The following is a 24,642-nucleotide window of genomic DNA, read 5'->3' on the forward strand; positions in this document are numbered from 1 at the left end:
TTTTCATTATCCTTACCTATGATTTTTATTTTGTTTTCAGTTGGGAAGTTAATTGGTGTTGAAATAGGTGTGGATAGATATGTCATGGGTAAATCAATATCTAATTCTAATTTTTTATTTGCATTTCTACTTTTGTTATTCAACCAATAATTCAAGAGGTTGTATTTCGTGGAGTTTTGTTTAATGTTTTGAAAAAAAATAATCAAAAATAGTTTTATTCGCTATCCCAATAAATTTCTTCATTATTTATAGTGCTTATGATGCTAGGTTTGGATTTAACTTATTTTATTGTTCTATTTTTTGTATGTGTATCAATAATATTATCAATGGCAAGAGTAAAAACTGGAGAGGTGCTTTTTCCTATTGTTTCGCATTCTATATTTAATGTTTTTAATTTTAATTTTAATTTTAATTTTAAAGTCTTAGATCTTAGTTATGGTCATTATCAATAATGAAACTCATCATCATTAAACTTTTATGGATTTTGTATGGATAAATAGTTGAATAATACATATTTTAAGTTTTTAATTTATCCTTATGCTATTTTTATGGTTGCTTATATAGTTGTTGTTTTTTTATGTATTTTAAATCAATCTAGTATTTCATTTCTTGATGTTATAATAATTAAGTTTATTATATTTTCGGTGGTCCCCTCAGTGTCAGGATAGTTGTCACCCCCTCTGAAAAATAAACCTGAGGGCGCGGAGTGACACATGAAACGTATTTCACCTGAACGAAAAGCCGCCATACTGGCTAAATTATTACCGCCGTACAACATGACCGTTTCCGCAGTTGCACAAACGGAAGGAATATCCGAAGCTACGCTGTATAACTGGCGTAATCAGGCTAAATCAGAAGGAAAACCCGTGCCCGGTGCAGACAAAAACAGTGAACAGTGGCCGGCGGAAGCCCGCTTTGCCGCCATCGTGGAAACCGCCACACTCAGCGAAGCGGAAGTGGCGGAATACTGCCGCAAAAAAGGACTCTATCCGGAGCAGCTGGTGCAGTGGAAACAGGGTTTTCTTCAGGTATCCTCTCCCGGAGATAAAGCCGCACTGAAGCAAAGCCAGAAGGAAAACAAACAGTTAAAGCGTGAGCTGGTCCGCAAGGAAAAAGCCCTGGCGGAGGCGGCGGCAATCCTGGTGCTGCGAAAAAAGCTCAGCGATTATTACGGGGAAACCGGCGGGGACGACTGACTCCGGCATCCGAACGCACCCTGTTTATCCGGTGGATTAATGAGGCGGTGAGCTCCGGCGCACGGCTGGCTGTTGCCTGCCGGGAAGTTCAGCTGAGTCTGCGGACCTGGCGGCGCTGGCAGATATCCCCGTCGGACGGCAGACCGGGCGCAGTGCGTCCGGTGCCGGTGAACAAGCTGAGTCCGGAAGAAGAAAAACAGATACTGACTGTCTGCCATCAACCTGAATACGCGAGTCTGCCGCCGTCCCAAATTGTCCCGAAACTGGCGGATAAAGGGATATATCTGGCGGGTGAATCCACCTTTTACCGGGTGTTGCGCCGCCACGGAGAACTTCATCACCGGGGGCGTCAGCAGCGCCCGAAAAAAGTACCGGTACCGACCACCTTTACCGCATCCGGGCCATGTCAGGTCTGGGTATGGGATATCACCTGGCTGCCGTCGGTGGTGCGCGGACGCTGGTTTTATCTCTACATGATACTCGATATCTACAGCCGGAAAATCACCGGCTACGAAGTGTATGAGACCGAAAGCGGCGAACAGGCGGCGGCGCTGATGCAGCGCACAGTCCTGCGTGAGGGGTGCTGGCGTCAGCCATTGGTACTGCACGCGGATAACGGGGCGGCGATGAAATCACAGACCTTACAGATGAAACTGCATGAGCTGAACATCACGCCATCCCACAGCAGACCGCGTGTGAGCAATGACAATGCCTATGCGGAATCCGTGTTCCGGACCCTGAAATACGTGCCGCAGTGGCCATCACAGGGCTTTAAAACCCTGACGGAAGCAAGGAAATGGGTGGGAAAAATTACCCGGTGGTACAACGACAGGCATCTGCACAGCGGCATCGGCTATGTCACGCCGTCGCAGCGGCATACCGGTGAGGATATTACCCTGCTGAAACAACGTGATGCAGTGTACAAAACAGCAAAAGCTACCCATCCCGAACGGTGGTCCGGAGATACCCGGAACTGGCAAAGAAAAGAGACCGTCACCCTGAATCCTGAGCGGGAAAAACAGGCTGCCTAAATTAACAAAGGGTGACAACTACCTTGACACTTACCGGGTCTTTCTTTTTTCTTTGCTTTTTTTTATAAAGGATAGGAGTTTTTTAAATCAGAATGGTTATTACTGTCCATCATTTGGTTGGTTTTTTTGTTGCCTATATACATATATAAGGCAAAAGAGCATTAATGAAGGGTTTGAATATTTCTGGGTTTTTTCTTTTGTTAACTTGTTTCTTCCAATTTACAGTAATGAAATATTGAAAGGTGTATTTTTATATCAATATAATTTCTGCGTTTATTTTATCGCAAAGCCAGAGGGGGCGTGAGAACATTGGGTATTCCGACGGTGATTGACCGATTGGTTCAACAAGCCATCGCCCCCGATTGTTGGTTCCACTTTCTCAAATACCAGCTATGGCTTCGGTTCAACACGTAACGCATGACAGGCAGTATGCCAAGTAAAGGCTAAAGGAGAAAATCCACAACCTGACGACGGGAGAGATCCCGCCTTCTATTCGATTCTCACCCTCGGAACTATATTTCCAAATTACGAACAAATCGATAATCTGCTGACTGGGATTTTAGCCGGTATAAATTAGCTGGGCGACCCCGTTCTTGGCGTTTTTCACCTGTATCAATCAATAAATCCGCTTGCTCTAAACGACGGCGAAATGATTTGTTTTGTATTGGTTTGCCAATCAAAACTTCGTGAACATGCTGGAGCTCTGCTAAGGTAAAAACTTCAGGTAGGGCAAATCCAGGGACAATCGAATACAATGATTTTTGTTGTAGACGTTCACGGGCTTGTAAATAAAGCTGATAGTGATCAAATGCTAATGGGATGCTATCGATTTCATCGATGGTGACCCACTTGACCGAGCTAACGCTTTCGATATGTGCTGCACATGCCTGATGAGCGATAAGTGCGGTATAACAAACAGTGACTGACCATCCTCGTGGATCTCGTTGAGCATTACCTACTGTGCAAAGTTGCTCAATATAAGGCGGGATCACCCCTGTTTTTTCTTTTAATTTTCTATACACCGTTTCTTCAAGCGTTTTATCACTCACTTCATTTATAAACCCACCGGGTAACCCCCATTTTCCTTTTTCTGGATGATTTGCTCGCTCAACGAGCAATACTTTTAGCGTATTTTCATGATAAGTGAATAACACCGTATCAATGCTAAACAGTGGCGATAAAAAATCATGGCGATTATAAGTAGATAAAAACTCTTTTTCAGTCATGGGGTTATTGACCTATTTTCTTTCATTCTCAATGAACAAACTATACGCGAAAAGATCATTATTGTCATTATGACATTTAAGTGTTGACTTGTTTGTGTCATTAAGACAATAATGATTTAAGGTCATAAAGACAATAACAAGAGAGGTCACTATGTTTCATTTTAAATATTTCAAATCAGATTCATCAACGTTTGTTATTCAGTCTGTAAATGGTGCTGTTCGTAAGCAGGGGAAAGGGATTAGTTTTTGGTATAACGCGGATAAAACATCAATTTCGGCGCTGCCATTAAATGCTCAAGAAGCGCCATTTATTTTTAATTTGCAAACAGCAGATTTTCAAAGTTTACGTATTCAAGGGCAAATTTCTTTTCAGGTGAAGTTTCCTGAAAAGACAGCAAATGTATTGAATTTCAACTTAGCTCATGATGGTAAAACCTACTTATCTGAAGATCCGTTAAAGCTTACTGATAGGGTCGTCCGTACCGCACAAACGTTGATTCAGGCTAAAGTACAAACAACGCCACTAAAAGAATCACTGCTGATGGGGCAAACATTGGTGATGTTAGTGACTCAACAATTGGCAATGCAGTCGTCGATTGAGTCGTTGGGAATTGAAATTTTAGAGGTTTCTATTTCTGGGATTATGCCGTCACCGGAAACTCAAAAAGCCTTAGAAGCGCAGGCCAGAGAGGCTATTTTAAAAGAAGCCGATGATGCGATTTATGCACGGCGAAAATTCTCTGTAGAGCAAGAGAGAACAATAAAAGAGGCTGAATTAGAAACTGATTTATCCGTGCAAGCGAAAGAACAACAAATTGAAGAGGCTCGTCTTGATAATGAGCGAACCCTACTGCGTGAACGTGCTGAAATTGAGCAAGAGGAGCTGGTTTCACAAGTGAGTTTAGAAGCTAAGCGTAATGAATTAGTCGCTCTTAGTGCAGAAAATCAGAGAACTCAATCAGATGCCGATGCTTATGCGATTGAATCTAAAATGAAAGCTTATAGCCAATTGCCGGTAGAAAATTTAAAAGCGATGGCGCTTGCGAAGATGAATCCCGAGCAATTGATGGCAATGGCTTTTGAATCCTTGGCTCAAAATGCAGGAAAAATTGGCGAAATTAACTTCTCACCAGATCTTTTTGGTCAACTGATGAAAAAGGGGGCTAAATCATGAGTCAATTCGACGATGCACGATTTGTATTAGTAACACGAAAAACACGGATGCAGGCGTTAATTGAGCGATTTAATACTTGGCCGCAAGCGAAGTTTTATCTTGAGCACAATCATGTTGAAGTGAGCGATTACTTACTTGAGCATGATCTTTACCAGAAGCAATTAATTCAGGCTGAAGGGATATTAAAGAAAATAGGACGCTTCCAATTACTCGAAAGACAATTATTGCCCAGTTATCAATTTTCATCGCGGGATATTATTGTGGTGATTGGGCAGGATGGCTTAGTAGCTAACACACTGAAATATTTAAATGGTCAGCCAGTCATTGCTATTAATCCAGATCCCTCTCGATGGGATGGCAAATTACTGCCGTTTGAAATCGGGCAATTATCGGAAGTAGTGACGAAAACATTAAGTGGCAAGATAGTCTCTAAATCGGTGACTTTTGCTGAAGCAAAAACCAATGATGGGCAGACAATATTAGCTGTAAATGATTTATTTATCGGTCCCAAAAGTCATACTTCTGCCCGTTATTTGGTGAAATGGCAAGGACAGCAAGAATACCAATCTTCATCTGGGATTATTGTTTCTACAGGGTTGGGATCAACGGGGTGGTTCCAATCTATTTTGGCGGGAGCTCAAGCAATAGCAGGCACTCACTCCCATCCACTGTCTCAAGGATTTGGTTGGGGAGAAAAGCGCCTACAGTTCAGTGTTCGAGAACCTTTTTTGAGTAAAACTACGGGAACTGAATTGGTGTTTGGCTCCATTGATTTGGGTCATCCATTGCTACTTGAATCATTGATGCCTGAAAATGGGATTATTTTTTCAGATGGTATAGAGGATGACTATTTAGACTTTAATGCAGGATGCATCGTTTCTATTGGGATTGCGAATGTACAGGGGCAACTAGTTGGTTAATATAAAAAATCCCCAATAGAATATTGAATCTATTGGGGATTACTAATTCGCATTATACGATATTACTGATGTTTTTGACGTCGACTGAAGATAAAGCCCATCACACCGAATACCACAACAGTTCCCCACATTGGCCAATTACTCCAGCGAGCATAAGGTGTTAAGCCCGTAGTTGGAGTGACTTGTGTTGCAAGAACCGCAGTTTGAAACTGAGGAAGCATATCTTGGATTGTGCCATCTGCATTAATTACCGCAGTGACGCCGTTATTGGTTGAACGCAATAATGGACGACCTAATTCAAGAGAACGCATTCTTGCCATTTGGAAATGCTGCCAAGGACCAATAGACTCTCCAAACCATGCATCATTGGAGATTGTCAGCAAGTAGTCACTATCTGGCTTGAAGTTATCTCGAACTTGTGTGCCCAAAATAATTTCATAGCAAATTGTTGCTGTCAGATGGATATTACCTAAAGCGAGTTGGGCTTGTTGGTAATCACCACGACTAAAACCAGACATTGGCAGATTAAAGAATGGCGCCAGTGGTCTGAGTAAGTCTTCTAGAGGGACAAATTCACCAAATGGAACTAAATGATGTTTGTTATAACGATTCTTGGATGGGTATAAATACGGTTTTTTCTCATCACCCAGCACAATAATCGAGTTATAAAACTCAAGGTGACCATCTCCTGGTTTTGCATCAACAATTCCGGTGATTAACCGTGTCTTGGTCTCAGCAAGTAATGTATCCAGCGCTTTTAACCATGCTTGGTTTTCTAATTCCACCGACGGGACGGCAGACTCTGGCCAGATAATCATATCGGCTTTGCCAATATAGGGGCTGGACAGTTTTACATACAAGTCTTTGGTGTGCTGTAAGAATCCGGCTTCCCACTTCATTGCTTGGGGAATATTGCCCTGTACTAGTGCCACCTCCATTTTTTTATCATCTAATGGGGTAAACCACTGGAAATTTTTTGCCAGCAGTGGAGCAAATAATAAAATGGCGGCGCAGGCGACAGCCATTAAGCTGCGACGGACTAAGGCGAAAACAAGTAAGCCGCTGATACAAAATAGCAGCAAAGTGATCATTTCCACACCGAATATGGGGGCTAATGATTTCATCGGACCATCAATTTGGCTATAGCCGAATTGTAGCCATGGGAAGCCAGTGAGTACCCATCCACGTAGAAACTCAGTGAATTGCCATAATGCAGGTGCAACAAAGGCTAGGCGCCAGAGTGTCGCATTGGGTGTGAGCTTAGCGAGTAATGCACCAAATAGTCCCGGATACAGCGAGAGATAGGCCGCGAGCAAGATAACAATAAAGACGTTAACCGCATCTGGCATTCCACCGAAATCAGCAATACTCACATAGACCCAATTAACCCCACTACCAAATAAACCGAATCCCCAAGCAAAGGCGATGGCAAAAGATTGCTTAGCCGTGCGATTAAGGGTGAGTAGTTGAAGAAATAAGATTGAGAGTAATGCGGCAGGCCAAAGATCAAAAGGCGAAAAAGCCAGCGTACCACTGGCCCCGAATAGTAAAGCCAGCAGTAATCGAGACCACTGGCTTTGAGTCATTGATGTTAAGTTCATTAACTCTGTTCTTTATCCAAAGTAGGAACCGGTGCATCGTCTGGAATTTTAACTTGTAGCAGTATAATTCGACGGCTATCGGCCATTGAAACTTTAAACTGGTAATTATCGATAGTGATGGTTTCGCCTCGAGAAGGCAAGTGCCCAAAGGCTTGCATCACTAAGCCACCCACAGTATCCACTTCTTCATCACTAAAATGGGTACCAAATGCGTCATTGAAGTCTTCAATTTGGGTTAATGCGCGGACAGAATAAGAGTGAAGACTCAATTGACGAATATCGACATCATCTTGGTCATCATATTCATCTTCAATTTCACCCACAATCAACTCTAAGATATCTTCAATGGTCACAAGACCAGACACTCCACCAAACTCATCGATGACGATGGCCATATGGTAGCGCTGGGAACGGAATTCTTTGAGTAAGCGGTCTACTCGTTTACTTTCAGGAACAACAACGGCTTGGCGTAACACTTTATCAATACTAAATGGTTCTGCGTCAGTACGCATAAATGGCAGCAAGTCTTTTGCCATTAATAACCCTTCAATATGGTCTTTATCTTCGCTGATAACAGGGAAGCGAGAGTGGGCTGAGTCAATAATGACATCAAGGCACTCATCAAGAGTTTGGTTACGTTTTAAGGTAACAATTTGAGAGCGAGGGATCATGATGTCGCGCACCCGCTGATCTGCGATATCCATAACGCCTTCCAGCATTTCACGGGTATCGGGGTCAATCAAATCGTTCTGTTCAGAGTCACGAATTAATTCGACCAAATCATCACGGTTTTTTGGCTCACCATGGAAAAGTTGATTTAAGAGGGAAAAAAAACCTTTCTTAGGTCCAGGGTTATCACTACTCGAAGAGTTATCGTCGCTCATGGCGTTTAATTTATTATTCCTCAGTTAATTAAAAAATATCGCTAACCCATATTACTAGGGTAGTTAATTGTTAGCTTAAAACATTTTATTTAGCTATACAATTTATGAGTTAGCGTTGGAAAACTACACTTTCTGTTAAAAAATTATAGAGATCTCACTCTTTTTCCGCAAGATAGGGATCTGCATAGCCCATCTCAGCGAGGATCTCGGTTTCTAACCCTTCCATTTCTTCGGCTTCATCATCTTCAATATGATCATAACCCAGTAAATGTAGGCAACCATGTACCACCATATGCGCCCAATGTTCTTCTTCACTTTTTTGCTGTTCAGTAGCTTCTTTTTCAACCACTTGGCGGCAAATAATCAGGTCACCTAAGAGTGGTAATTCAATCTCTGGTGGCGCTTCAAAAGGGAAAGAGAGCACATTTGTTGGCTTGTCTTTACCGCGGTAAGTCAAATTTAAATCATGGCTTTCGGCTTCGTCAACAATACGAATAGTGACTTCACTTTCAGCTTGAAATTTAGGTAATACGGCATTGACCCAGCGCTGGAACATTGCTTCAGAAGGTAAACCTTCGATATTTTCACTAGCAATCTGTAAATCGAGAATGACGTCACTCATTTAGTGGTTTTCCTGCTTTTCAAGCTCGCGTTGTTGCTCTTTTTCTTCTTTTAACTGTTGGCGACGTTTGCTGTCTTGCTCTTCCCATGCTTCATAAGCCATGACGACTTTTGCAACGACAGGATGGCGAACCACGTCTTCACTGTGAAAGAAATTAAAGCTTAAATCATCCACATTGGAAAGCACTTCAATGGCATGTCTTAAGCCTGATTTACTGCCTCTTGGTAAATCCACTTGGGTAATATCCCCAGTGACAACCGCTTTTGAATTAAAGCCGATGCGCGTCAAAAACATTTTCATCTGTTCGATGGTGGTGTTTTGGCTCTCATCCAAAATAATAAAAGCATCATTAAGCGTACGACCACGCATATAAGCCAGTGGCGCCACTTCAATGACGTTACGTTCGATCAGTTTTTCAACTTTTTCGAAACCTAACATTTCAAATAGAGCGTCATACAACGGGCGTAAATAGGGGTCGACTTTTTGACTTAAATCACCCGGTAAGAATCCCAGTTTTTCGCCCGCCTCAACCGCAGGGCGGGTAAGGAGAATTCGACGTACTTCTTGACGTTCTAAAGCATCTACCGCCGCTGCAACCGCTAAGTAAGTTTTCCCTGTACCCGCAGGCCCAATCCCAAATGTAATATCATGATCTAAGATATTGGCGATATATTGCGCCTGATTTGGGGTACGAGGCTTGATCACGCCACGCTTGGTTTTGATATTCACTGCTTTACCATAATCAGGTACGCTTTCTGCGGATTGTTCAAGCACTCGGCTATCGACAATGGCAAGGTGAATATTTTCTGGGTCAATATCAGGGATTACGCCACGAATTGGCGCGGTATCCACATACAACTGACGCAAAATTTTACTGGCAGCTTGGATATTAAGCGCTTTACCCGAGAGTTTAAAACGGTTATCACGGCGATTAATTTCAACGCCGAGACGACGCTCTAACTGCTTAATATTGTCGTCAAATGGCCCGCAAAGGCTCATCAAACGTTGATTATCTGCGGGCTCTAAAAAAATTTCTTGTGTGGCAATTTGCACAGGTTTGTTATCGGTCACTGAGTATCCTATCTTTAGGGTTGGAAATTACCAACACCAAGTTCATCTTCTTTACGAGTACGGGCAATTACAGATTCTGGGGATTCGTGAACACGCAGATCCATTTGATCTTCCGTACGAATCACTTTGCCGCGTAAAGAGTTAGTATAAACATCGACGATTTCGACATCGACAAACTTACCGATCATATCTGGGGTGCCTTCAAAGTTCACCACGCGGTTATTTTCGGTTCGGCCTGAAAGCTCCATCACATTTTTACGTGAAGTACCTTCCACTAAAATACGTTGCACTGTACCCAGCATGGCACGGCTGAAACTCATTGCTTGCTGATTAATGCGTTGTTGCAGCAGATACAGGCGCTGTTTTTTCTCATCTTCAGTCACGTCATCCGGTAAATCTGCCGCTGGCGTACCTGGGCGTGCTGAATAGACAAAGCTGTAGCTCATATCAAAATTCACGTCGGCAATGAGCTTCATGGTTTTTTCGAAGTCTTCTGTTGTTTCCCCCGGGAAACCGACAATAAAGTCAGAGCTAATTAAGATCCCCGGACGTGCTTCACGTAATTTACGGATAATGGCTTTGTACTCTAACGCCGTATGAGCACGTTTCATCATGGTCAGAATACGGTCAGAACCACTTTGAACCGGTAGGTGTAAGAAGCTCACTAATTCCGGAGTGTCGCGATAGACCTCGATAATGTCATCAGTAAATTCAATCGGGTGGCTGGTGGTGAAGCGTACGCGATCGATACCATCGATAGAGGCGACTAAGCGCAACAATTCTGCAAATGAGCAGATTTCACCATCAAAGGTTGCACCACGATAGGCGTTAACATTTTGGCCAAGCAAGTTCACTTCACGCACACCTTGGGCAGCCAGTTGGGCGATTTCAAATAAAATATCGTCACAAGGGCGGCTAACTTCTTCTCCTCGGGTATAAGGAACGACACAGAATGTGCAATATTTATTGCAGCCTTCCATAATAGAAACGAATGCCGTTGGGCCTTCTGCACGAGGTTCAGGAAGATTGTCAAACTTCTCAATTTCAGGGAAGCTAATATCAATAATTGGGCTACGATTACCTTGAATTTGGTTAATCATTTCAGGTAAGCGATGCAATGTTTGTGGTCCAAAAACAATATCCACACAAGGAGCACGCTGGCGAATAAAATCACCTTCCTGAGATGCGACGCAACCGCCAACACCAATGATGATGTCAGGTTTTTTATCTTTGAAAAATTTCCAACGACCCAGCTGATGGAATACCTTCTCTTGGGCTTTTTCGCGGATAGAACACGTGTTTAATAACAACAGATCTGCTTCTTCAGCAATGTCAGTCAGTTGATAGCCGTGGGTGCTTTCTAATAAAGAGACCATTTTAGATGAATCGTATTCGTTCATCTGGCAGCCCCAAGTTTTCATATATAACTTTTTATTTGTCGACATGTCGTATATCCGGTGTTTTCGAAGAGCTTAATTATGGACTTCGAAACGCGTTGTAAATCCAAAGTCCTACCCTATATTGTTGGTGATTTAACCACATTTTGATTAAGAACAGCGTTCTCTGATGGATTAAATGCAAAAATCACTCAGTAATAACATGCTAAAATAATATCATCACCAAATGCTTAAGGGCAGGCTATTTGCCTATTGTTTTAAAGATTGATGAGTATTGTATTCATTTGAGGCATCAGTGACCAGAGCTCAAGCGCAGATATTGCCTGCGGGGGTGAGAAAATTTCGGTATACTAAACAAATCAAATAGTTAATAGCAGCCACTATGATGAATAAACTAACAGAATTTTATGATGTTGTCGTTGTCGGCGCAGGTATGACTGGTGCAGCTGCGGCATTAGGATTCGCCCAAGAAGGGATGAAAGTGGCTTTGCTCGAAAAAGCCCAGCCTGTAGAGTTTGACTCCAAAACAGCTCCCGATGTGCGAATTTCTGCAATCAGTAGTGCTTCAGTTGAATTACTGAAGCAATTAGGTGCATGGAAACATGTGGAAGCCATGCGCAGTGCACCTTATCGCGAATTAGAAACGTGGGAAGATCCGGGTAGCAATGTCATCTTTGATGCCAAAAGCTTAGGCTTGCCTGAGTTGGGTTTTATGGTAGAAAACCGTGTTTTGCAACTTGCATTATGGCGAGAGTGTGAACAATACAGCAATCTCGACTTAGTTTGCCCAGCCTCGTTAATTAATTTATCTCAGCCACAAGGCCAAAAATTGTGGATGGTTGAGCTGGATGATGGGCGCATTCTTAACACGAAATTAGTGGTTGGCGCTGATGGCGCAAATTCCCAAGTGCGTAAAATGGCGGGTATTGGTAGTCGTGGTTGGCAGTATCGCCAGTCGTGCATGCTGATTACCATCCAAACAAATGAGCCGCAACAAGATCGTACATGGCAAAAATTTTACCCCTCTGGACCTCGGGCATTTTTACCGCTGTATGATAATTGGGCTTCGTTAGTATGGTATGACAACCCTGCCAAAATTCGTCGTCTTCAAAGTATGTCGATGGAGCAGCTCACGGGGGCAATTACTGAAGCATTTCCAGAGCGTCTCGGCGAGGTAAATGCCGTTGCCTCTGGGGCATTTCCATTAACGCGTCACCATGCTAGCCGTTATGTGATGGACGGGTTGGTACTGATTGGTGACGCTGCGCACACGATCAACCCATTAGCGGGGCAGGGTGTTAACCTTGGCTATCGTGATGTGGATGTTTTACTGAACGTGATCTACCAAGCTCGAGAATGCATTGAAGCTTGGGAATCTTTGGATGTACTCAAGCGTTATCAACGCCGTCGCTTACCTGATAACCTTGCAATGCAAGCTGGTATGGATGTGTTTTATATGGCATTCAGTGAAAATTTACCGGGTTTGAAAATGCTGCGAAACTTGGGCTTGATGACAGCCCAACGCGCCGGAGAAGCAAAAAAATTGGCACTGAAATATGCGCTGGGGCTGTAGAGTAAAGTATTAATTCGATTTAAATAAAACAAGCCGCAATAGCGGCTTGTTTTATTAGATGGTAGGCAAATTATTGTTTGTTCGCGACATCTATAGAAGCTGTTGGTTGAACAGCAACATCTTCTTCAGTGATGATTGAATCTAAAGACTCACTTTTAGTTGAGAATGCGTGAGCCAGCTTTTCTGTATCTAACTCTTTTTCCCAGCGAGCGACAACGATACAGGCACAAGCGTTACCGACTAAGTTAGTCAGAGCACGGCACTCAGACATAAAGCGGTCGATACCCAGAATTAGAGCCATACCTGCAACAGGCACACTTGGAACAACCATTAACGTTGCGGCTAAGGTAATGAAACCTGCACCTGTTACACCCGCGGCACCTTTAGAACTGATCATTGCGACTAACAGAAGAGAAACTTGTTCCCAAATAGTCAGGTCAATGTTGGTCGCTTGAGCAATAAACAGCGCTGCCATGGTCATATAGATGTTAGTACCATCGAGGTTAAATGAATAACCCGTTGGGATAACTAAACCTACCACCGATTTTTCACAGCCAGCGTGTTCCATTTTTCTCATTAAGCTGGGTAGTGCCGCTTCAGAAGAAGAGGTTCCTAAAACCAACCATAATTCATCTTTGATGTATTTGATTAAAGCAATGATGGAGAAGCCGTTGTATTTAGCTACGGCACCTAGAACAACCAGTACAAATAATAATGATGTGATGTAGAACGTCATAATCAGCATCATTAAGTTACCAATCGACGAAATACCATATTTACCAATGGTAAATGCCATTGCACCGAATGCGCCGATAGGTGCCAGTTTCATCAACATAGCAACCATTTTGAAGACGGGCTCAGAGAAGTTTTGCAGCAGTCTAACAATCGGTTCACCGTGCTTACCAGTTGAAGCCAATGCCAAACCAAAAATAATAGAGATAAATAATACTTGCAGAATATTTCCGTTTACCAGAGGGCTAATCACGGTATCTGGAATGATATTCATAAAGAAGCCAACGATGGACGACTCGTGAGCTTTCTCCACATAGCCAGCAACTTTTGAATTATCTAAAGTTGCTGGGTCAATATTTAATCCAGCGCCTGGCTGAATGACGTTACCGACGATTAAGCCAATAATAAGCGCAACGGTTGAGAAGGTAATAAAGTACAGCATGGCTTTACCCGCCACGCTTCCTACCGTTCTCATGTTAGTCATTCCCGCAATTCCTGTAACAACGGTCAGGAAAATGACAGGTGCGATAATCATTTTAACGATTTTGATAAATGCATCACCCAGCGGTTTTAACGACTCTCCGATATCTGGGAAAAAATGTCCAAGGGCGATACCTAAAGTGATGGCGACGATAACCTGCACATATAAAATTTTATATAGTGGTTCTTTTATTATGTTTCGCATAAATTTTCTCTGTAAAAATGTTGTGTTAGAGCAATTATAATTATTGGTTTTTACAACTGAGTTTGGTTGTTGATTGGAAAGTCGGACTGATAATTTAAGACGGGATGGGGGCTCACGTATTACTAATCTAATCTAACTACAATTCGTCGCAAGGTTATCACTTTCTCAGGTTACAAGAAAATGATGAGTATCACAGATCCGATATAAAAGTTACGCAAAAGTAAATGATGTGTATTAAATATTTCAGCAAGAGTTAAATTAAAATTTAAAGATGGGTTAAATCAAAAAACTAGGATTTAATAAATAATCGTAATCTGAGAATTTACTTAGATAGGGATAAATATTGAAGAAGAGATGGCTGGGGTACCAGGATTCGAACCTGGGGATGCCAGGATCAAAACCTGGTGCCTTACCGCTTGGCGATACCCCAACAAAAAAAGAAATGGTGGCTATGACGGGATTCGAACCTGTGACCCCAACATTATGAGTGTTGTGCTCTAACCAGCTGAGCTACATAGCCGTTTTAATTTCTTTACTGTGTGATTTTACTGCTTGGAAGGATAATAGATGGCTGGGGTACCAGGATTCGAACCTGGGGATGCCAGGATCAAAACCTGGTGCCTTACCGCTTGGCGATACCCCATCCGAGAATATCTATTATTAATTCTGAGTAACTTAATTGTCTTTAAGATGGCTGGGGTACCAGGATTCGAACCTGGGGATGCCAGGATCAAAACCTGGTGCCTTACCGCTTGGCGATACCCCAATATCTTAAATTCAATTTTAACCGAGAAGGAAATGGTGCGGGAGACAAGACTTGAACTTGCACACCTTGCGGCGCCAGAACCTAAATCTGGTGCGTCTACCAATTTCGCCACTCCCGCAAAAATATGGTGGCTATGACGGGATTCGAACCTGTGACCCCAACATTATGAGTGTTGTGCTCTAACCAGCTGAGCTACATAGCCATCTTTTTTTGCATTACCTTCATCGGCGTTGCGGGGCGCATTATGCTAATTACAGGCAGTACAGTCAACAGCTTTTTGCACTATTTTTTAGAAAATGCGTTCGTTTGTTTGATGAATAATCATTTTGTCGATAAAGTCAGCAAAAAACAACCCTGAATTTAGAAAAATGACATTTACTTTGATTAGATGACGATAAAACAGTCACGTATCAATAACAAAAAAACGAGAGAAACCATTTCAAGAAAGCCAATAAATTAGTTTTCTAATAACTTCTGTAGTAACTCACCGTTTAACATGGCGCGTTTAGTCAGTGCAAAAGCACCAATTGCTGAATTATGCACCAATTGCGAGGTAACAACGGGTAAGTTTTCACGAAAACCTTTGAGTGCTTGCGAGTCAATACAGCTTTGAATCGCGGGTAACAGAATATTTTCCGCCTCGATGATGTCCCCCGCGATAACCACTTTTTCTGGATTGAATAGGTTTATCGTGATCGCAATCGCTTTTCCTATCTGCCTCCCTACATGTTGAATCACTTCTGTTGCCAGAGCATCGCCTTTATTGGCGGCTTGGCAAATTTGAGTAATAGAGCAGGCATCAAGAGTGAGTTGGCTGGAGTAACCTTGCTCAAGACGTTGTTTGACTCGAGTTTCAATAGCTTGATTGGATGCAATAGTTTCTAAGCAACCGAAGTTTCCACAGTGGCAGAGCTCCCCGAGAGGGTCGACTTGAATATGCCCAATCTCTCCAAGATTACCTCGATGGTTAAGCAGTATCTCTTTATTGAGCACTAATCCTGCTCCAGCGCCTCTGTGAATGCGTACAAGGAGAGAGTCTTCACAATCTCGGGTTGCCCCAAAATAACTCTCAGCGAGCGCTAGGCTGCGAATATCATGCCCAACATAGCAGGTGAGGTTGAAATGTTGCTGTAGGTTATCAATTAAATGCCAGTTATCCACTTTGATGTGAGGCATATAATGGACAACACCGGAATGAGGATTCACTAAACCCGGCAAAATAACGGAAATCGCAATTAGTTCTTTAATACGCCGTTGGTGTAACCCAATAAAATCTTCTAAGGCAGCAATTAATTTTTGCTCAACAATTTGTTGTGAGGGCTCGGTAATCGGGTAGTGCCCATCAGCTAACATTTTTCCGCTGAGGTCGTATAAAGCGATGGTCGCATCGTAGCGACCAAGGCGCACACCGATGGTATGGAAATATTTATATTCGGAAACGATGGAAATAGCACGGCGGCCTCCTGTAGAGGCCTGTTGGTCAACTTCTTTAATTAAACCACGTTCGAGTAGCTGGCGGGTGATCTTAGTGACACTCGCAGGGGCAAGCTGGCTCTGTTCCGCTATCTGAATTCTCGATATCGGACCTTGTTGATCAATCAGGCTGTAGACGACAGCGCTATTTAGTTGTTTTACGAGATCAATATTACCAATTTGCTTTAGCGAGTGGCTTTGATTCATTAGCTATTTACTCATGCTTGTAGACTTCCTCTCCGTTAACGTAAGTTGCAAGGACTTGGAAGTCTTGGTTAAACGCTGTTAAGTTAGCGATTTTTCCTGTTTCAATAGAACCTAAGCTGGCATCAACCCCAATGGCTTTGGCGGGGTAAAGTGTTGCCATTCTTAAGGTTTCATCAAGTGGAATACCAACCTGTTCAACACTATTTTTCACGGCATTAATCATGGTAAGTGATGAACCGCTAAGGGTGCCATTTTCATCGACACATAGCCCATTACGGTAGTATATGGTTTTACCTGCGAAGATAAAATGATCCATTTCATCAGTTTCAGGATCTATTCCTGCTGGTGCAGTTGCATCAGTGACTAAAACGAGCTTATCGCCTTTCAGCTTTTTACTGTTGCGGATATTTGCCCATTGGACATGTAAGCCATCAGCAATAATGCCAGCGTACACTTCAGGGGTATCGTAAATAGCGCCAACTAAACCTGGACCACGGCCGGAAATATACGGCATCGCATTGAATAGGTGAGTAGACGCGCGAATACCCGCTCTGAAACCTTGTCGAGCTTCATCATAGGTCGCGTTAGAATGGCCCGCAGAAACCACAATACCTGCATCGGTGAGTTGGTGAATAAAATGTTCTTCAACCATTTCAGGGGCGAGGGTAATCATAGTGATTGCATCGGCATGATCAGATAAATAATCGATCATTTCTACGGATGGCTTACGAATAAATTCTGGATTATGGGTCCCTTTTTTAATTAGATTAATATATGGACCTTCAATATGTAAACCAAGCGCTTGGTTTTTATTGCTTTTTAGGAATTCACTCATGACATCAACGCCATGCTTCATCAGCTCATCGGAACAGGTAATCAAGGTTGGTAAGAAGCTGGTGCAGCCGGAACGCTCATTGGCCTTTTGCATTATTTCTAGGTTTTTCAATGTCACATTTTCTTTATTGTCATTGAATTGCACACCACCACAGCCATTAACTTGTAAGTCGATAAAGCCCGCAGAAAGGATTGCGCCTTGTAAATTTTTGCGTTCAATCGTGTTGGATAGCTCGGATTCTGGACAGACTGCCTTGATGATTTCACCTTCAATAATGACAGCGTGGTTTTCCAGTCTTTCGTGACCTGTATAAATAATGCAATTAGTTAGTGCATACATAGCTTAAAACTCCTGACCGCGAGTAAATGGGTCACCGATCAGCAGGATATTGCTGATCGGGTGTTCGATACTCAGTCTATTTTCGATAATAAATGTTGACTAAAATGACGTTGAGTATAAATCAATTAAATTTCTCAATATTTTCACATTCTAATTGTTTGAAATATTTGAGAGTTTTAACTTTTAATTCCAATGTTGCGGGTTCATCACACACAATGATGGCTTTTGGATGAAGCTGTACACAGCTGATAGTCCATAAGTGATTGACGGAACCTTCAACGGCGGCATAAACGGCATTGGCTTTATTGGCACCTGTTGCTAGAACCATCAGTTCTTTAGAATCCAGCAGCGTTGCAACACCCACTGTTAATGCAAACTTGGGAACTTGGTTGATGTCATTGTCAAAAAAGCGAGAGTTAGCTTGGCGAGTCTCAGGGGTCAGAGTTTTAATTCTGGTTCTGGAACTCAGAGAAGAACCAGGTTCATTAAAGGCAATATGACCATCATTACCTACGCCGCCCATAAATAAATCAATCTGACCGTAGGATTTGATTTTATCTTCATAACGTTGACATTCGGCATCAACATCCGGTGCGTTACCGTTCAATAAATTGATGTTTTCAGCTTGAATATCAATGTGATTAAAGAAATTCTGATGCATAAATGTATGGTAGCTTTGTGGGTGCTCTTTTGGAATACCGATGTATTCATCCATATTAAACGTAACCACATGCTTAAAGCTCACTTTCCCCGCTTTATATAAAGTGATTAATTCTTTATATGTGGCAAGTGGGGTACCGCCAGTGGGTAAGCCTAGAACGAAAGGGCGCTCAGCTGTCGGATTAAATGCATTGATTTTATCGGCGATGTACTGCGCTGACCATACGCCAACATCATGAGCATTATTTAATGGGATAAGCCTCATGTACTTTTACCTCTAGTGTCTCTTTAAATTTATACTGGTTAGTCCCCAAGCCCCAATAAGCTGAACATCATTAACTCTTTTCTTATGACTTGAGGTACTTGGAGTATATACAGCAAATAAAATAAAAAACTTATTTTTAATAATAAAATAAGTTTTAAATAATAGCTACTAATTTAGTCAATAATAGGATCCTTTCATTGACATTTATCACAGATTTTAGCTAATTATTTTGTATCGCGAAAAAATTCATCTAGACTATCGACTGCTATAATCTAACACTGTCAGTTATGATTCTGATGCGTGAAAATAAGATCCTGTAAATGGGACAAAAAATAAAGCGATACAAAGGGGGAGTTTGTGAATATTCTTAGCTACTTACAGCGGATCGGTAGGGCTCTGATGGTGCCTGTTGCTGTCTTACCAGCCGCCGCAATCCTGATGGGGATTGGTTATTGGATCGACCCAGATGGTTGGGGTGCCAATAGTGCAATCGCCGCGTTACTGATCAAATCCGGTGCAGCGATTATCGACAACATGTCAGTGTTGTTTGCAATTGGTGTTGCGTACGGAATGTCCAAAGATAAAGATGGCGCAGCCGCGTTAACCGGGTTTGTCGGATTCTTAGTGGTGACAACGCTATGTTCTCCTGCATCTTACTCTATGATTATGAATGTTCCTCTGGAATCCGTTCCAGCGGCATTCAATAAAATTAACAACCAATTTGTCGGTATCTTAGTCGGGGTTCTCTCCGCTGAGTTATATAACCGCTACAGTGGTGTTGAATTACCTAAAGCGCTGTCATTCTTCAGCGGTCGCCGTTTAGTCCCGATTTTAACCTCATTCCTGATGATCATCTTGGCTTTCATTCTGATGTATGTTTGGCCTGTGGTGTACAACGGATTAGTTTCTTTCGGTGAAAGCATTAAAGATATGGGATCAGTGGGTGCGGGTATCTACGCATTCTTTAACCGTCTATTAATTCCAGTTGGCTTACACCATGCCTTGAACTCGGTATTCTGGTTTGATGTGGCAGGAATTAATGATATTCCTAACTTCCTTGGTGGTGCTAAGTCAATTGATGCAGGCCTTGCAACTGTGGGTATCACAGGGCGCTATCAGGCAGGTTTCTTCCCAATTATGATGTTTGGTCTACCGGGTGCCGCATTAGCGATTTACCACTGCGCACGTCCAGAAAATAAAGCGAAAGTTGCAGGTATCATGATTGCAGGTGCGTTTGCTGCATTCTTTACCGGTATCACTGAGCCACTTGAATTCTCCTTTATGTTCGTTGCGCCAGTGCTGTATGTAATCCATGCAATATTAACTGGTATTTCGGTGTATATCGCAGCAACCATGGAGTGGATTTCAGGCTTCGGCTTTAGTGCTGGTTTGGTGGATATGTTCCTACAAACCCGTAACCCACTCGCTGTAAACTGGTACATGCTGATTGTTCAAGGTTTAGTCTTCTTTGGCATTTACTATGTCATCTTTAGTTTCATGATCCGTAAATTCAACCTGTTAACTCCGGGCCGTGAAGTCAGTGCTGGAGATGAAACTGCTGACGGTTATAACGAAAATATCAGCGATGCACATAGCGATGATAGCGAGATTCAAAAAGAAGCTCGTCAGTATATCGCAGCCGTCGGTGGTAGCGATAACCTCGTCAATATCGATGCTTGTATCACACGTTTACGTTTGGGTGTTAAAGATTCAGCCGTTGTGAATGAAGCGCTAGCCAAACGTCTTGGCGCATCGGGTGTTATTCGTCTGAACAAACAAAACGTGCAGGTGATTGTCGGTACGCGTGCTGAGTTGGTGGCTAAGGCAATGACGGAAGTCTTGGCTAAAGGCCCTGTCGCTGCATCTGTCTCTGCACCTGTTCCAACCGAGAGTAAACAAGCTGCACCAGAAAAAGCGAAAGGTAATGTGATATTATCTTTGGTGGCACCGGTCAGTGGGCAAGTTTATTCATTGGATAATGTGCCTGATGAAGCTTTTTCTAGCCGCATTGTTGGCGATGGTATTGCCATCAAACCAACCAGCAGCGAAGTATTAGCACCAGCGGCAGGTACGATTGTTAAAATCTTCCCAACCAATCATGCATTCTGTCTTGAAACTACCAATGGCATCGAACTGATTGTTCACATGGGTATCGATACAGTGGCTTTAAATGGTGAAGGTTGTGCGCGTTTAATTGAAGAAGGCGCTGAAGTTGAAGCGGGTACTCCGATTCTAAAACTCGACTTGCCATTCCTTAAAGCAAAAGCAAAATCAATGATTAGCCCAGTCATTATTAGCAACATTGATGACTTTGCTGGTATTGAGATTTTAGCCCAAGGTCAAGTGACTGCCGGTGAGACAGTGATTTATAACGTATTGAAATAGTCGCGTTATAGCTAACTGAAATAGTTAAATGCCAGCTACTGCAATAGCTGGCATTTTTTTATCTTGAAAAGACGATAGATATGCGTTTTGAAAAAATAAAGTAGGGGATCCAAATCACGGCACTGATAATGCTGGAGATCATTTGTTGGTAATCTGCATCAGTGAGTCTCACATGATAAGCTTGGGCAAATATGACGGTAGAATCTAAACTGATAATAATGCCAAACAGATAGTAAGGAATGACAAATTTACGAACGCCTTTTCTGTGGCTGAAGAAAAAATAGCACGTAATCAAAATTAGCAGTAAATAAGTCGAATTTAAAATAATGGTTCCAATGTAAAAGCGCGGAATGAATCCATTATTTTGATAGTAGTTGAACAAAACCTTGGCGAGCTCGTAACCCCCCATGACAGATAATACCAATGTAATAACTAGCCCTAAGGCGGGTAAATATAAAAATCCATTGATTTTATTTGCCTGTAAACTCTCGCACTGGCTACACCATCCTGATTCTTGATTCGCTTCATTTTCATGACAGTTGATGCATTTCATCTCTTACCTTCACTATTTTTTTGTGGTGATTAAGCTTCCGTGTCACTACTGCTAAAGTGAATAATTACAGTGTAGAGCAAATATGAAATTTGCGCCTAATTTGAGATTTTTTGTTTTTTATACTGCAAATATCTAGCAATCAATTTGGCAAAATCTCAAAGTTACTTGTCAAATCTGCGTAAGCCAAAGCGTACTCTGATGGATATGATAAATATTCAATTCATAATGGGGGTACAGCGGTGGAGCTTCTTCTGTGTTTATTTGGTTTTATTTCAGGCATCACTACGGCACTGTTTGGGTTTGGTGGTGGTTTTATCACTGTACCGCTTTTATATGCACTTATTACGTTGGTTTGGGGATCTCAGCTTGATGTCCGTGATATTGCAATGCAAATTGCGGTTGCCACATCGACCTGCGTGATGATTTTTTCATCCAGTGTTTCAAGCCGAGCCCACTATTTAAAAGGCAACTTGGATTGGAAAATGATTAAACCATTCATTTTACCTATTTCTATTGGGGGCGTTTTGGGGGCGCTGATTGCCTTATCAGTAGATAGCGAATGGATCCGTTGGATTTTTATCGGTTATTTAGTGGTCACTATTTTAGATTGCTTTATTCGTCCCGGTTTTATGAAAACTCAGCCAAAGGGAATAAATCTAAACCAAGGAAGTTATTTGGCAGAGGGCACCATTGGAATGCTAATTGGCACAGTCGCGGCGTTTCTTGGGGTAGGTGGCAGTGTGATGACGGTGCCATTAATGCGTCGTCGAGGCGCAAGTATGTTGCAAGCAGCTGCATTTGCGAACCCGCTGACATTGCCCATGGCAATCACGGGGTCGGTGATGTATTTCTACTTTGCGGTGGAAAAACACATTGAATTAGGCTCGGGGTTTTGGGGCATGATTTATATTAAGGGAGCATTGATTTTGATCGCCACTTCATGGCTCGGGATCCGTTTTGCTTCTTTTTTAATGCCGTATCTCAGCGATAAACGCCATGCACAAAGTTATCCAATCTTGTTAATGGTCGTTCTCGGGGTCATGTTATGGGTCTAAATAGACGTTTTTTTGTTAAAAAAATCCCTTTGCCATACCTTTTGTTGACTAACCTTAATCAAACGGTTGTTTCCTGACGTATTATAGTAGAATATATTTGGTTACTACGCGATTTTAGCGCGCTTTTGGCACTGAGGAATGATGACAATGAATGAGGCAGATGCTCGCCCAACAAACTTTATCCGTCAGATCATCGATGAAGATCTGGCGACGGGAAAACATACGTCAGTACACACACGTTTTCCACCTGAACCGAATGGCTATTTACATATTGGCCATGCGAAATCCATTTGCTTAAACTTTGGTATCGCAAAGGATTATCAAGGACAGTGTAACTTACGCTTTGATGATACTAACCCGGTCAAAGAAGATGTTGAGTATGTGAACTCTATTCAGAACGACGTCCAATGGTTAGGTTTCCAGTGGAGCGGCGATATTCGTTATTCATCGGATTATTTCGATATTCTTTATCAATATGCGGTTGAGCTGATCAAAAAAGGTCTGGCTTACGTTGATGAATTAAGCCCAGATGAAATTCGTGAATATCGTGGGACATTGAAAGAGCCAGGTAAAAATAGCCCTTACCGCGAGCGCTTAATCGAAGATAACTTAGCGCTATTTGAAAAAATGCGTGATGGTGGCTTTGATGAAGGTAAAGCGTGTCTGCGTGCAAAAATTGATATGGCATCACCATTTATGGTTATGCGTGATCCAGTGTTGTATCGCATTAAATTTGCAGAGCATCACCAGTCTGGTAACAAATGGTGCATCTACCCGATGTATGACTTCACTCATTGCATTTCTGATGCATTAGAGGGGATCACCCATTCTCTGTGTACTTTAGAGTTCCAAGACAACCGTCGCTTGTATGATTGGGTATTGGACAATATCACCATTGATTGTCACCCACGTCAGTACGAATTTTCGCGTCTGAATCTTGAATATACGGTGATGTCGAAGCGTAAGCTGAACCAATTGGTCATGGAAAAACATGTCGCTGGTTGGGATGATCCACGTATGTTAACCATTTCTGGTTTACGTCGTCGTGGTTATACTGCTGCGTCAATTCGTGAATTTTGTCGCCGTATTGGTGTGACCAAGCAAGACAATAACGTTGAAATGGCGGCATTGGAATCATGCATCCGTGATGATCTGAATGAATCAGCACCACGCGCGATGGCGGTTATCGATCCTGTCCGTTTAGTGATTGAAAACATGCCTGCTGGTGAGCAAATCTTAACGGCACCAAACCATCCTAATAAACCTGAGATGGGTACCCGTGAAGTGCCGTTCAGCAATGAGCTGTACATTGATCGTGCTGACTTCCGTGAAGAAGCTAACCGCCAATATAAGCGCTTGGTTTTAGGTAAAGAAGTTCGCCTGCGTAATGCTTACATTATTAAAGCTGAACGCGTAGAAAAAGATGCAGAAGGCAATATCACGACAATTTTCTGTACTTATGATGCGGATACGTTGAATAAAGATCCTGCGGATGGTCGCAAAGTGAGAGGCGTTATTCACTGGGTGAGTGTAGCACATGCTCTGCCAGCAGAAATTCGCCTATATGACCGCCTATTTACGGTTCCAAACCCAGCGGCAGAAGATGATTTCTTATCAACGTTGAACCCAGAATCCTTAGTGATCCGCCAAGGTTTCGTTGAGCCAAGTCTGCGTGATGCGCCGGCTGAAAAAGCCTATCAGTTTGAGCGTGAAGGGTATTTCTGCGCAGATAACAAACTGAGCAGCGCGGATAAACTGGTGTTTAACCGTACTGTAGGGTTGCGTGATACGTGGGCTAAGATTGAGTCTAACTAAGTTCTCGTCTCCTCGTCATACTTCGCGCTGTAGCTGCGTTAGCTGCACTCGCTAACCCTAGTCACATACTTATGTATGCTCCTAGGGATTAGCTCACTTGCCGCCTTGCTACAACACGAAGTATTTAGAGGACTAATCTTCGTTATGCTTCGCGCTGTAGCTATGCTGACTGCAATG

The 24,642-nt window shown here is 42.6% G+C and carries 18 protein-coding genes, 6 tRNA genes and 1 pseudogene; 8 read left to right on the top strand and 17 right to left on the bottom strand.

Annotated features, from left to right (window positions below):
- The first annotated feature begins 149 nt into the window (after positions 1 to 149).
- Together EL244_RS18370 and EL244_RS04890 are read left to right on the top strand one after the other, a co-directional pair.
- A pseudogene (locus EL244_RS18370) lies at positions 150 to 452 on the top strand (CPBP family intramembrane glutamic endopeptidase).
- A 261-nt stretch (positions 453 to 713) separates the two neighbouring features.
- A protein-coding gene (locus tag EL244_RS04890) for an IS3 family transposase (protein ID WP_126458315.1) occupies positions 714 to 2,227 on the top strand; the annotation gives its coding sequence in 2 pieces (ribosomal slippage) (positions 714 to 1,158 and positions 1,158 to 2,227; 1,515 coding nt in all).
- Between the two features lie 512 nt (positions 2,228 to 2,739).
- Here EL244_RS04890 and EL244_RS04895 read toward each other — a convergent pair.
- On the bottom strand, positions 2,740 to 3,453 hold the full coding sequence (locus tag EL244_RS04895) for an NUDIX hydrolase (RefSeq protein WP_126459174.1): 714 nt from the start codon (positions 3,451 to 3,453) through the stop codon (positions 2,740 to 2,742).
- A 151-nt stretch (positions 3,454 to 3,604) separates the two neighbouring features.
- Between EL244_RS04895 and EL244_RS04900 the strand changes: the two genes are divergently transcribed.
- Positions 3,605 to 4,627, top strand: coding sequence for an SPFH domain-containing protein (locus EL244_RS04900; RefSeq protein ID WP_126459177.1), 1,023 nt, complete (start codon positions 3,605 to 3,607; stop codon positions 4,625 to 4,627).
- Positions 4,624 to 5,547: a diacylglycerol kinase catalytic domain-containing protein gene (locus EL244_RS04905; RefSeq protein WP_126459180.1), complete on the top strand. Its 924-nt coding sequence runs from the start codon at positions 4,624 to 4,626 to the stop codon at positions 5,545 to 5,547. Before EL244_RS04900 ends, EL244_RS04905 begins: the two co-directional genes overlap by 4 nt.
- Before the next feature lie 62 nt (positions 5,548 to 5,609).
- On the opposite strand, the gene lnt is transcribed toward EL244_RS04905, so the two are convergent.
- From lnt to miaB, 5 genes are all read right to left on the bottom strand, one after another.
- The gene (gene lnt / locus EL244_RS04910) at positions 5,610 to 7,148 is read right to left on the bottom strand and encodes an apolipoprotein N-acyltransferase (protein ID WP_126459183.1); all 1,539 of its coding nucleotides are present in this window, start codon (positions 7,146 to 7,148) and stop codon (positions 5,610 to 5,612) included.
- Positions 7,148 to 8,032, bottom strand: a complete 885-nt coding sequence (gene corC, locus EL244_RS04915) for a CNNM family magnesium/cobalt transport protein CorC (RefSeq protein WP_006812805.1) — start codon at positions 8,030 to 8,032, stop codon at positions 7,148 to 7,150. Before corC ends, lnt begins: the two co-directional genes overlap by 1 nt.
- 154 nt (positions 8,033 to 8,186) lie before the next feature.
- Positions 8,187 to 8,654 (bottom strand): rRNA maturation RNase YbeY, encoded by a 468-nt coding sequence (gene ybeY, locus EL244_RS04920; protein WP_112836359.1) that lies wholly within the window; start codon positions 8,652 to 8,654, stop codon positions 8,187 to 8,189.
- Positions 8,655 to 9,653, bottom strand: a complete 999-nt coding sequence (locus EL244_RS04925; RefSeq protein ID WP_154600588.1) for a PhoH family protein — start codon at positions 9,651 to 9,653, stop codon at positions 8,655 to 8,657.
- Positions 9,654 to 9,739: 86 nt separating this feature from the next.
- Positions 9,740 to 11,170, bottom strand: coding sequence for a tRNA (N6-isopentenyl adenosine(37)-C2)-methylthiotransferase MiaB (miaB, locus tag EL244_RS04930; protein WP_006812802.1), 1,431 nt, complete (start codon positions 11,168 to 11,170; stop codon positions 9,740 to 9,742).
- 337 nt (positions 11,171 to 11,507) lie between these two features.
- On the opposite strand from miaB, the gene ubiF reads away from it, so the two are divergent.
- Entirely contained in the window at positions 11,508 to 12,695 is a 1,188-nt protein-coding gene (gene ubiF / locus EL244_RS04935; protein WP_115164854.1) for a 3-demethoxyubiquinol 3-hydroxylase, read from the top strand.
- A 70-nt stretch (positions 12,696 to 12,765) separates the two neighbouring features.
- Here the strand turns inward: ubiF and EL244_RS04940 are convergent, their stop codons facing one another.
- The 10 genes from EL244_RS04940 to nagB all read right to left on the bottom strand — a co-directional run bounded on the left by EL244_RS04940 (position 12,766) and on the right by nagB (position 18,657).
- Positions 12,766 to 14,112: a dicarboxylate/amino acid:cation symporter gene (locus tag EL244_RS04940; RefSeq protein WP_006812800.1), complete on the bottom strand. Its 1,347-nt coding sequence runs from the start codon at positions 14,110 to 14,112 to the stop codon at positions 12,766 to 12,768.
- A 355-nt stretch (positions 14,113 to 14,467) separates the two neighbouring features.
- Positions 14,468 to 14,542: transfer RNA gene (locus tag EL244_RS04945), tRNA-Gln, on the bottom strand.
- A gap of 13 nt (positions 14,543 to 14,555) precedes the next feature.
- A tRNA-Met gene (locus tag EL244_RS04950) sits at positions 14,556 to 14,632 on the bottom strand.
- 48 nt (positions 14,633 to 14,680) lie between these two features.
- A tRNA-Gln gene (locus tag EL244_RS04955) sits at positions 14,681 to 14,755 on the bottom strand.
- A 48-nt stretch (positions 14,756 to 14,803) separates the two neighbouring features.
- Positions 14,804 to 14,878: transfer RNA gene (locus tag EL244_RS04960), tRNA-Gln, on the bottom strand.
- A gap of 33 nt (positions 14,879 to 14,911) precedes the next feature.
- Positions 14,912 to 14,996, bottom strand: a tRNA-Leu gene (locus tag EL244_RS04965).
- A gap of 7 nt (positions 14,997 to 15,003) precedes the next feature.
- A tRNA-Met gene (locus EL244_RS04970) sits at positions 15,004 to 15,080 on the bottom strand.
- A gap of 254 nt (positions 15,081 to 15,334) precedes the next feature.
- The gene (gene nagC, locus EL244_RS04980) at positions 15,335 to 16,558 is read right to left on the bottom strand and encodes a DNA-binding transcriptional regulator NagC (RefSeq protein WP_006812799.1); all 1,224 of its coding nucleotides are present in this window, start codon (positions 16,556 to 16,558) and stop codon (positions 15,335 to 15,337) included.
- Between the two features lie 7 nt (positions 16,559 to 16,565).
- Entirely contained in the window at positions 16,566 to 17,732 is a 1,167-nt protein-coding gene (gene nagA / locus EL244_RS04985; protein WP_126459186.1) for an N-acetylglucosamine-6-phosphate deacetylase, read from the bottom strand.
- A 121-nt stretch (positions 17,733 to 17,853) separates the two neighbouring features.
- Positions 17,854 to 18,657, bottom strand: a complete 804-nt coding sequence (nagB, locus tag EL244_RS04990) for a glucosamine-6-phosphate deaminase (protein ID WP_126459189.1) — start codon at positions 18,655 to 18,657, stop codon at positions 17,854 to 17,856.
- A 357-nt stretch (positions 18,658 to 19,014) separates the two neighbouring features.
- Between nagB and nagE the strand changes: the two genes are divergently transcribed.
- A complete protein-coding gene (gene nagE, locus EL244_RS04995; protein ID WP_126459192.1) occupies positions 19,015 to 21,042 on the top strand; it encodes an N-acetylglucosamine-specific PTS transporter subunit IIBC in 2,028 nt (675 codons plus the stop codon).
- A gap of 58 nt (positions 21,043 to 21,100) precedes the next feature.
- On the opposite strand, the gene EL244_RS05000 is transcribed toward nagE, so the two are convergent.
- Entirely contained in the window at positions 21,101 to 21,595 is a 495-nt protein-coding gene (locus tag EL244_RS05000) for a DUF2569 domain-containing protein (RefSeq protein ID WP_006812795.1), read from the bottom strand.
- A gap of 239 nt (positions 21,596 to 21,834) precedes the next feature.
- Here EL244_RS05000 and EL244_RS05005 point away from each other — a divergent pair, with 239 nt between their 5' ends.
- A complete protein-coding gene (locus EL244_RS05005; protein WP_126459195.1) occupies positions 21,835 to 22,650 on the top strand; it encodes a sulfite exporter TauE/SafE family protein in 816 nt (271 codons plus the stop codon).
- A 147-nt stretch (positions 22,651 to 22,797) separates the two neighbouring features.
- Positions 22,798 to 24,465, top strand: a complete 1,668-nt coding sequence (gene glnS, locus EL244_RS05010) for a glutamine--tRNA ligase (RefSeq protein ID WP_039854007.1) — start codon at positions 22,798 to 22,800, stop codon at positions 24,463 to 24,465.
- The last annotated feature ends 177 nt before the right edge of the window (positions 24,466 to 24,642 follow it).

The organism is Providencia rustigianii, from assembly GCF_900637755.1.
Taxonomy (GTDB): Bacteria; Pseudomonadota; Gammaproteobacteria; order Enterobacterales; family Enterobacteriaceae; genus Providencia; species Providencia rustigianii.

Coding starts and splice junctions, on each gene's coding strand:
- EL244_RS04895 (WP_126459174.1), bottom strand. CDS start 3,453: ATGACTGAAAAAGAGTTTTTATCTACTTATAATCGCCATGATTTTTTA.
- EL244_RS04900 (WP_126459177.1), top strand. CDS start 3,605: ATGTTTCATTTTAAATATTTCAAATCAGATTCATCAACGTTTGTTATT.
- EL244_RS04905 (WP_126459180.1), top strand. CDS start 4,624: ATGAGTCAATTCGACGATGCACGATTTGTATTAGTAACACGAAAAACA.
- lnt (WP_126459183.1), bottom strand. CDS start 7,148: ATGAACTTAACATCAATGACTCAAAGCCAGTGGTCTCGATTACTGCTG.
- corC (WP_006812805.1), bottom strand. CDS start 8,032: ATGAGCGACGATAACTCTTCGAGTAGTGATAACCCTGGACCTAAGAAA.
- ybeY (WP_112836359.1), bottom strand. CDS start 8,654: ATGAGTGACGTCATTCTCGATTTACAGATTGCTAGTGAAAATATCGAA.
- EL244_RS04925 (WP_154600588.1), bottom strand. CDS start 9,653: ATGAGCCTTTGCGGGCCATTTGACGACAATATTAAGCAGTTAGAGCGT.
- miaB (WP_006812802.1), bottom strand. CDS start 11,170: ATGTCGACAAATAAAAAGTTATATATGAAAACTTGGGGCTGCCAGATG.
- ubiF (WP_115164854.1), top strand. CDS start 11,508: ATGAATAAACTAACAGAATTTTATGATGTTGTCGTTGTCGGCGCAGGT.
- EL244_RS04940 (WP_006812800.1), bottom strand. CDS start 14,112: ATGCGAAACATAATAAAAGAACCACTATATAAAATTTTATATGTGCAG.
- nagC (WP_006812799.1), bottom strand. CDS start 16,558: ATGAATCAAAGCCACTCGCTAAAGCAAATTGGTAATATTGATCTCGTA.
- nagA (WP_126459186.1), bottom strand. CDS start 17,732: ATGTATGCACTAACTAATTGCATTATTTATACAGGTCACGAAAGACTG.
- nagB (WP_126459189.1), bottom strand. CDS start 18,657: ATGAGGCTTATCCCATTAAATAATGCTCATGATGTTGGCGTATGGTCA.
- EL244_RS05000 (WP_006812795.1), bottom strand. CDS start 21,595: ATGAAATGCATCAACTGTCATGAAAATGAAGCGAATCAAGAATCAGGA.
- glnS (WP_039854007.1), top strand. CDS start 22,798: ATGAATGAGGCAGATGCTCGCCCAACAAACTTTATCCGTCAGATCATC.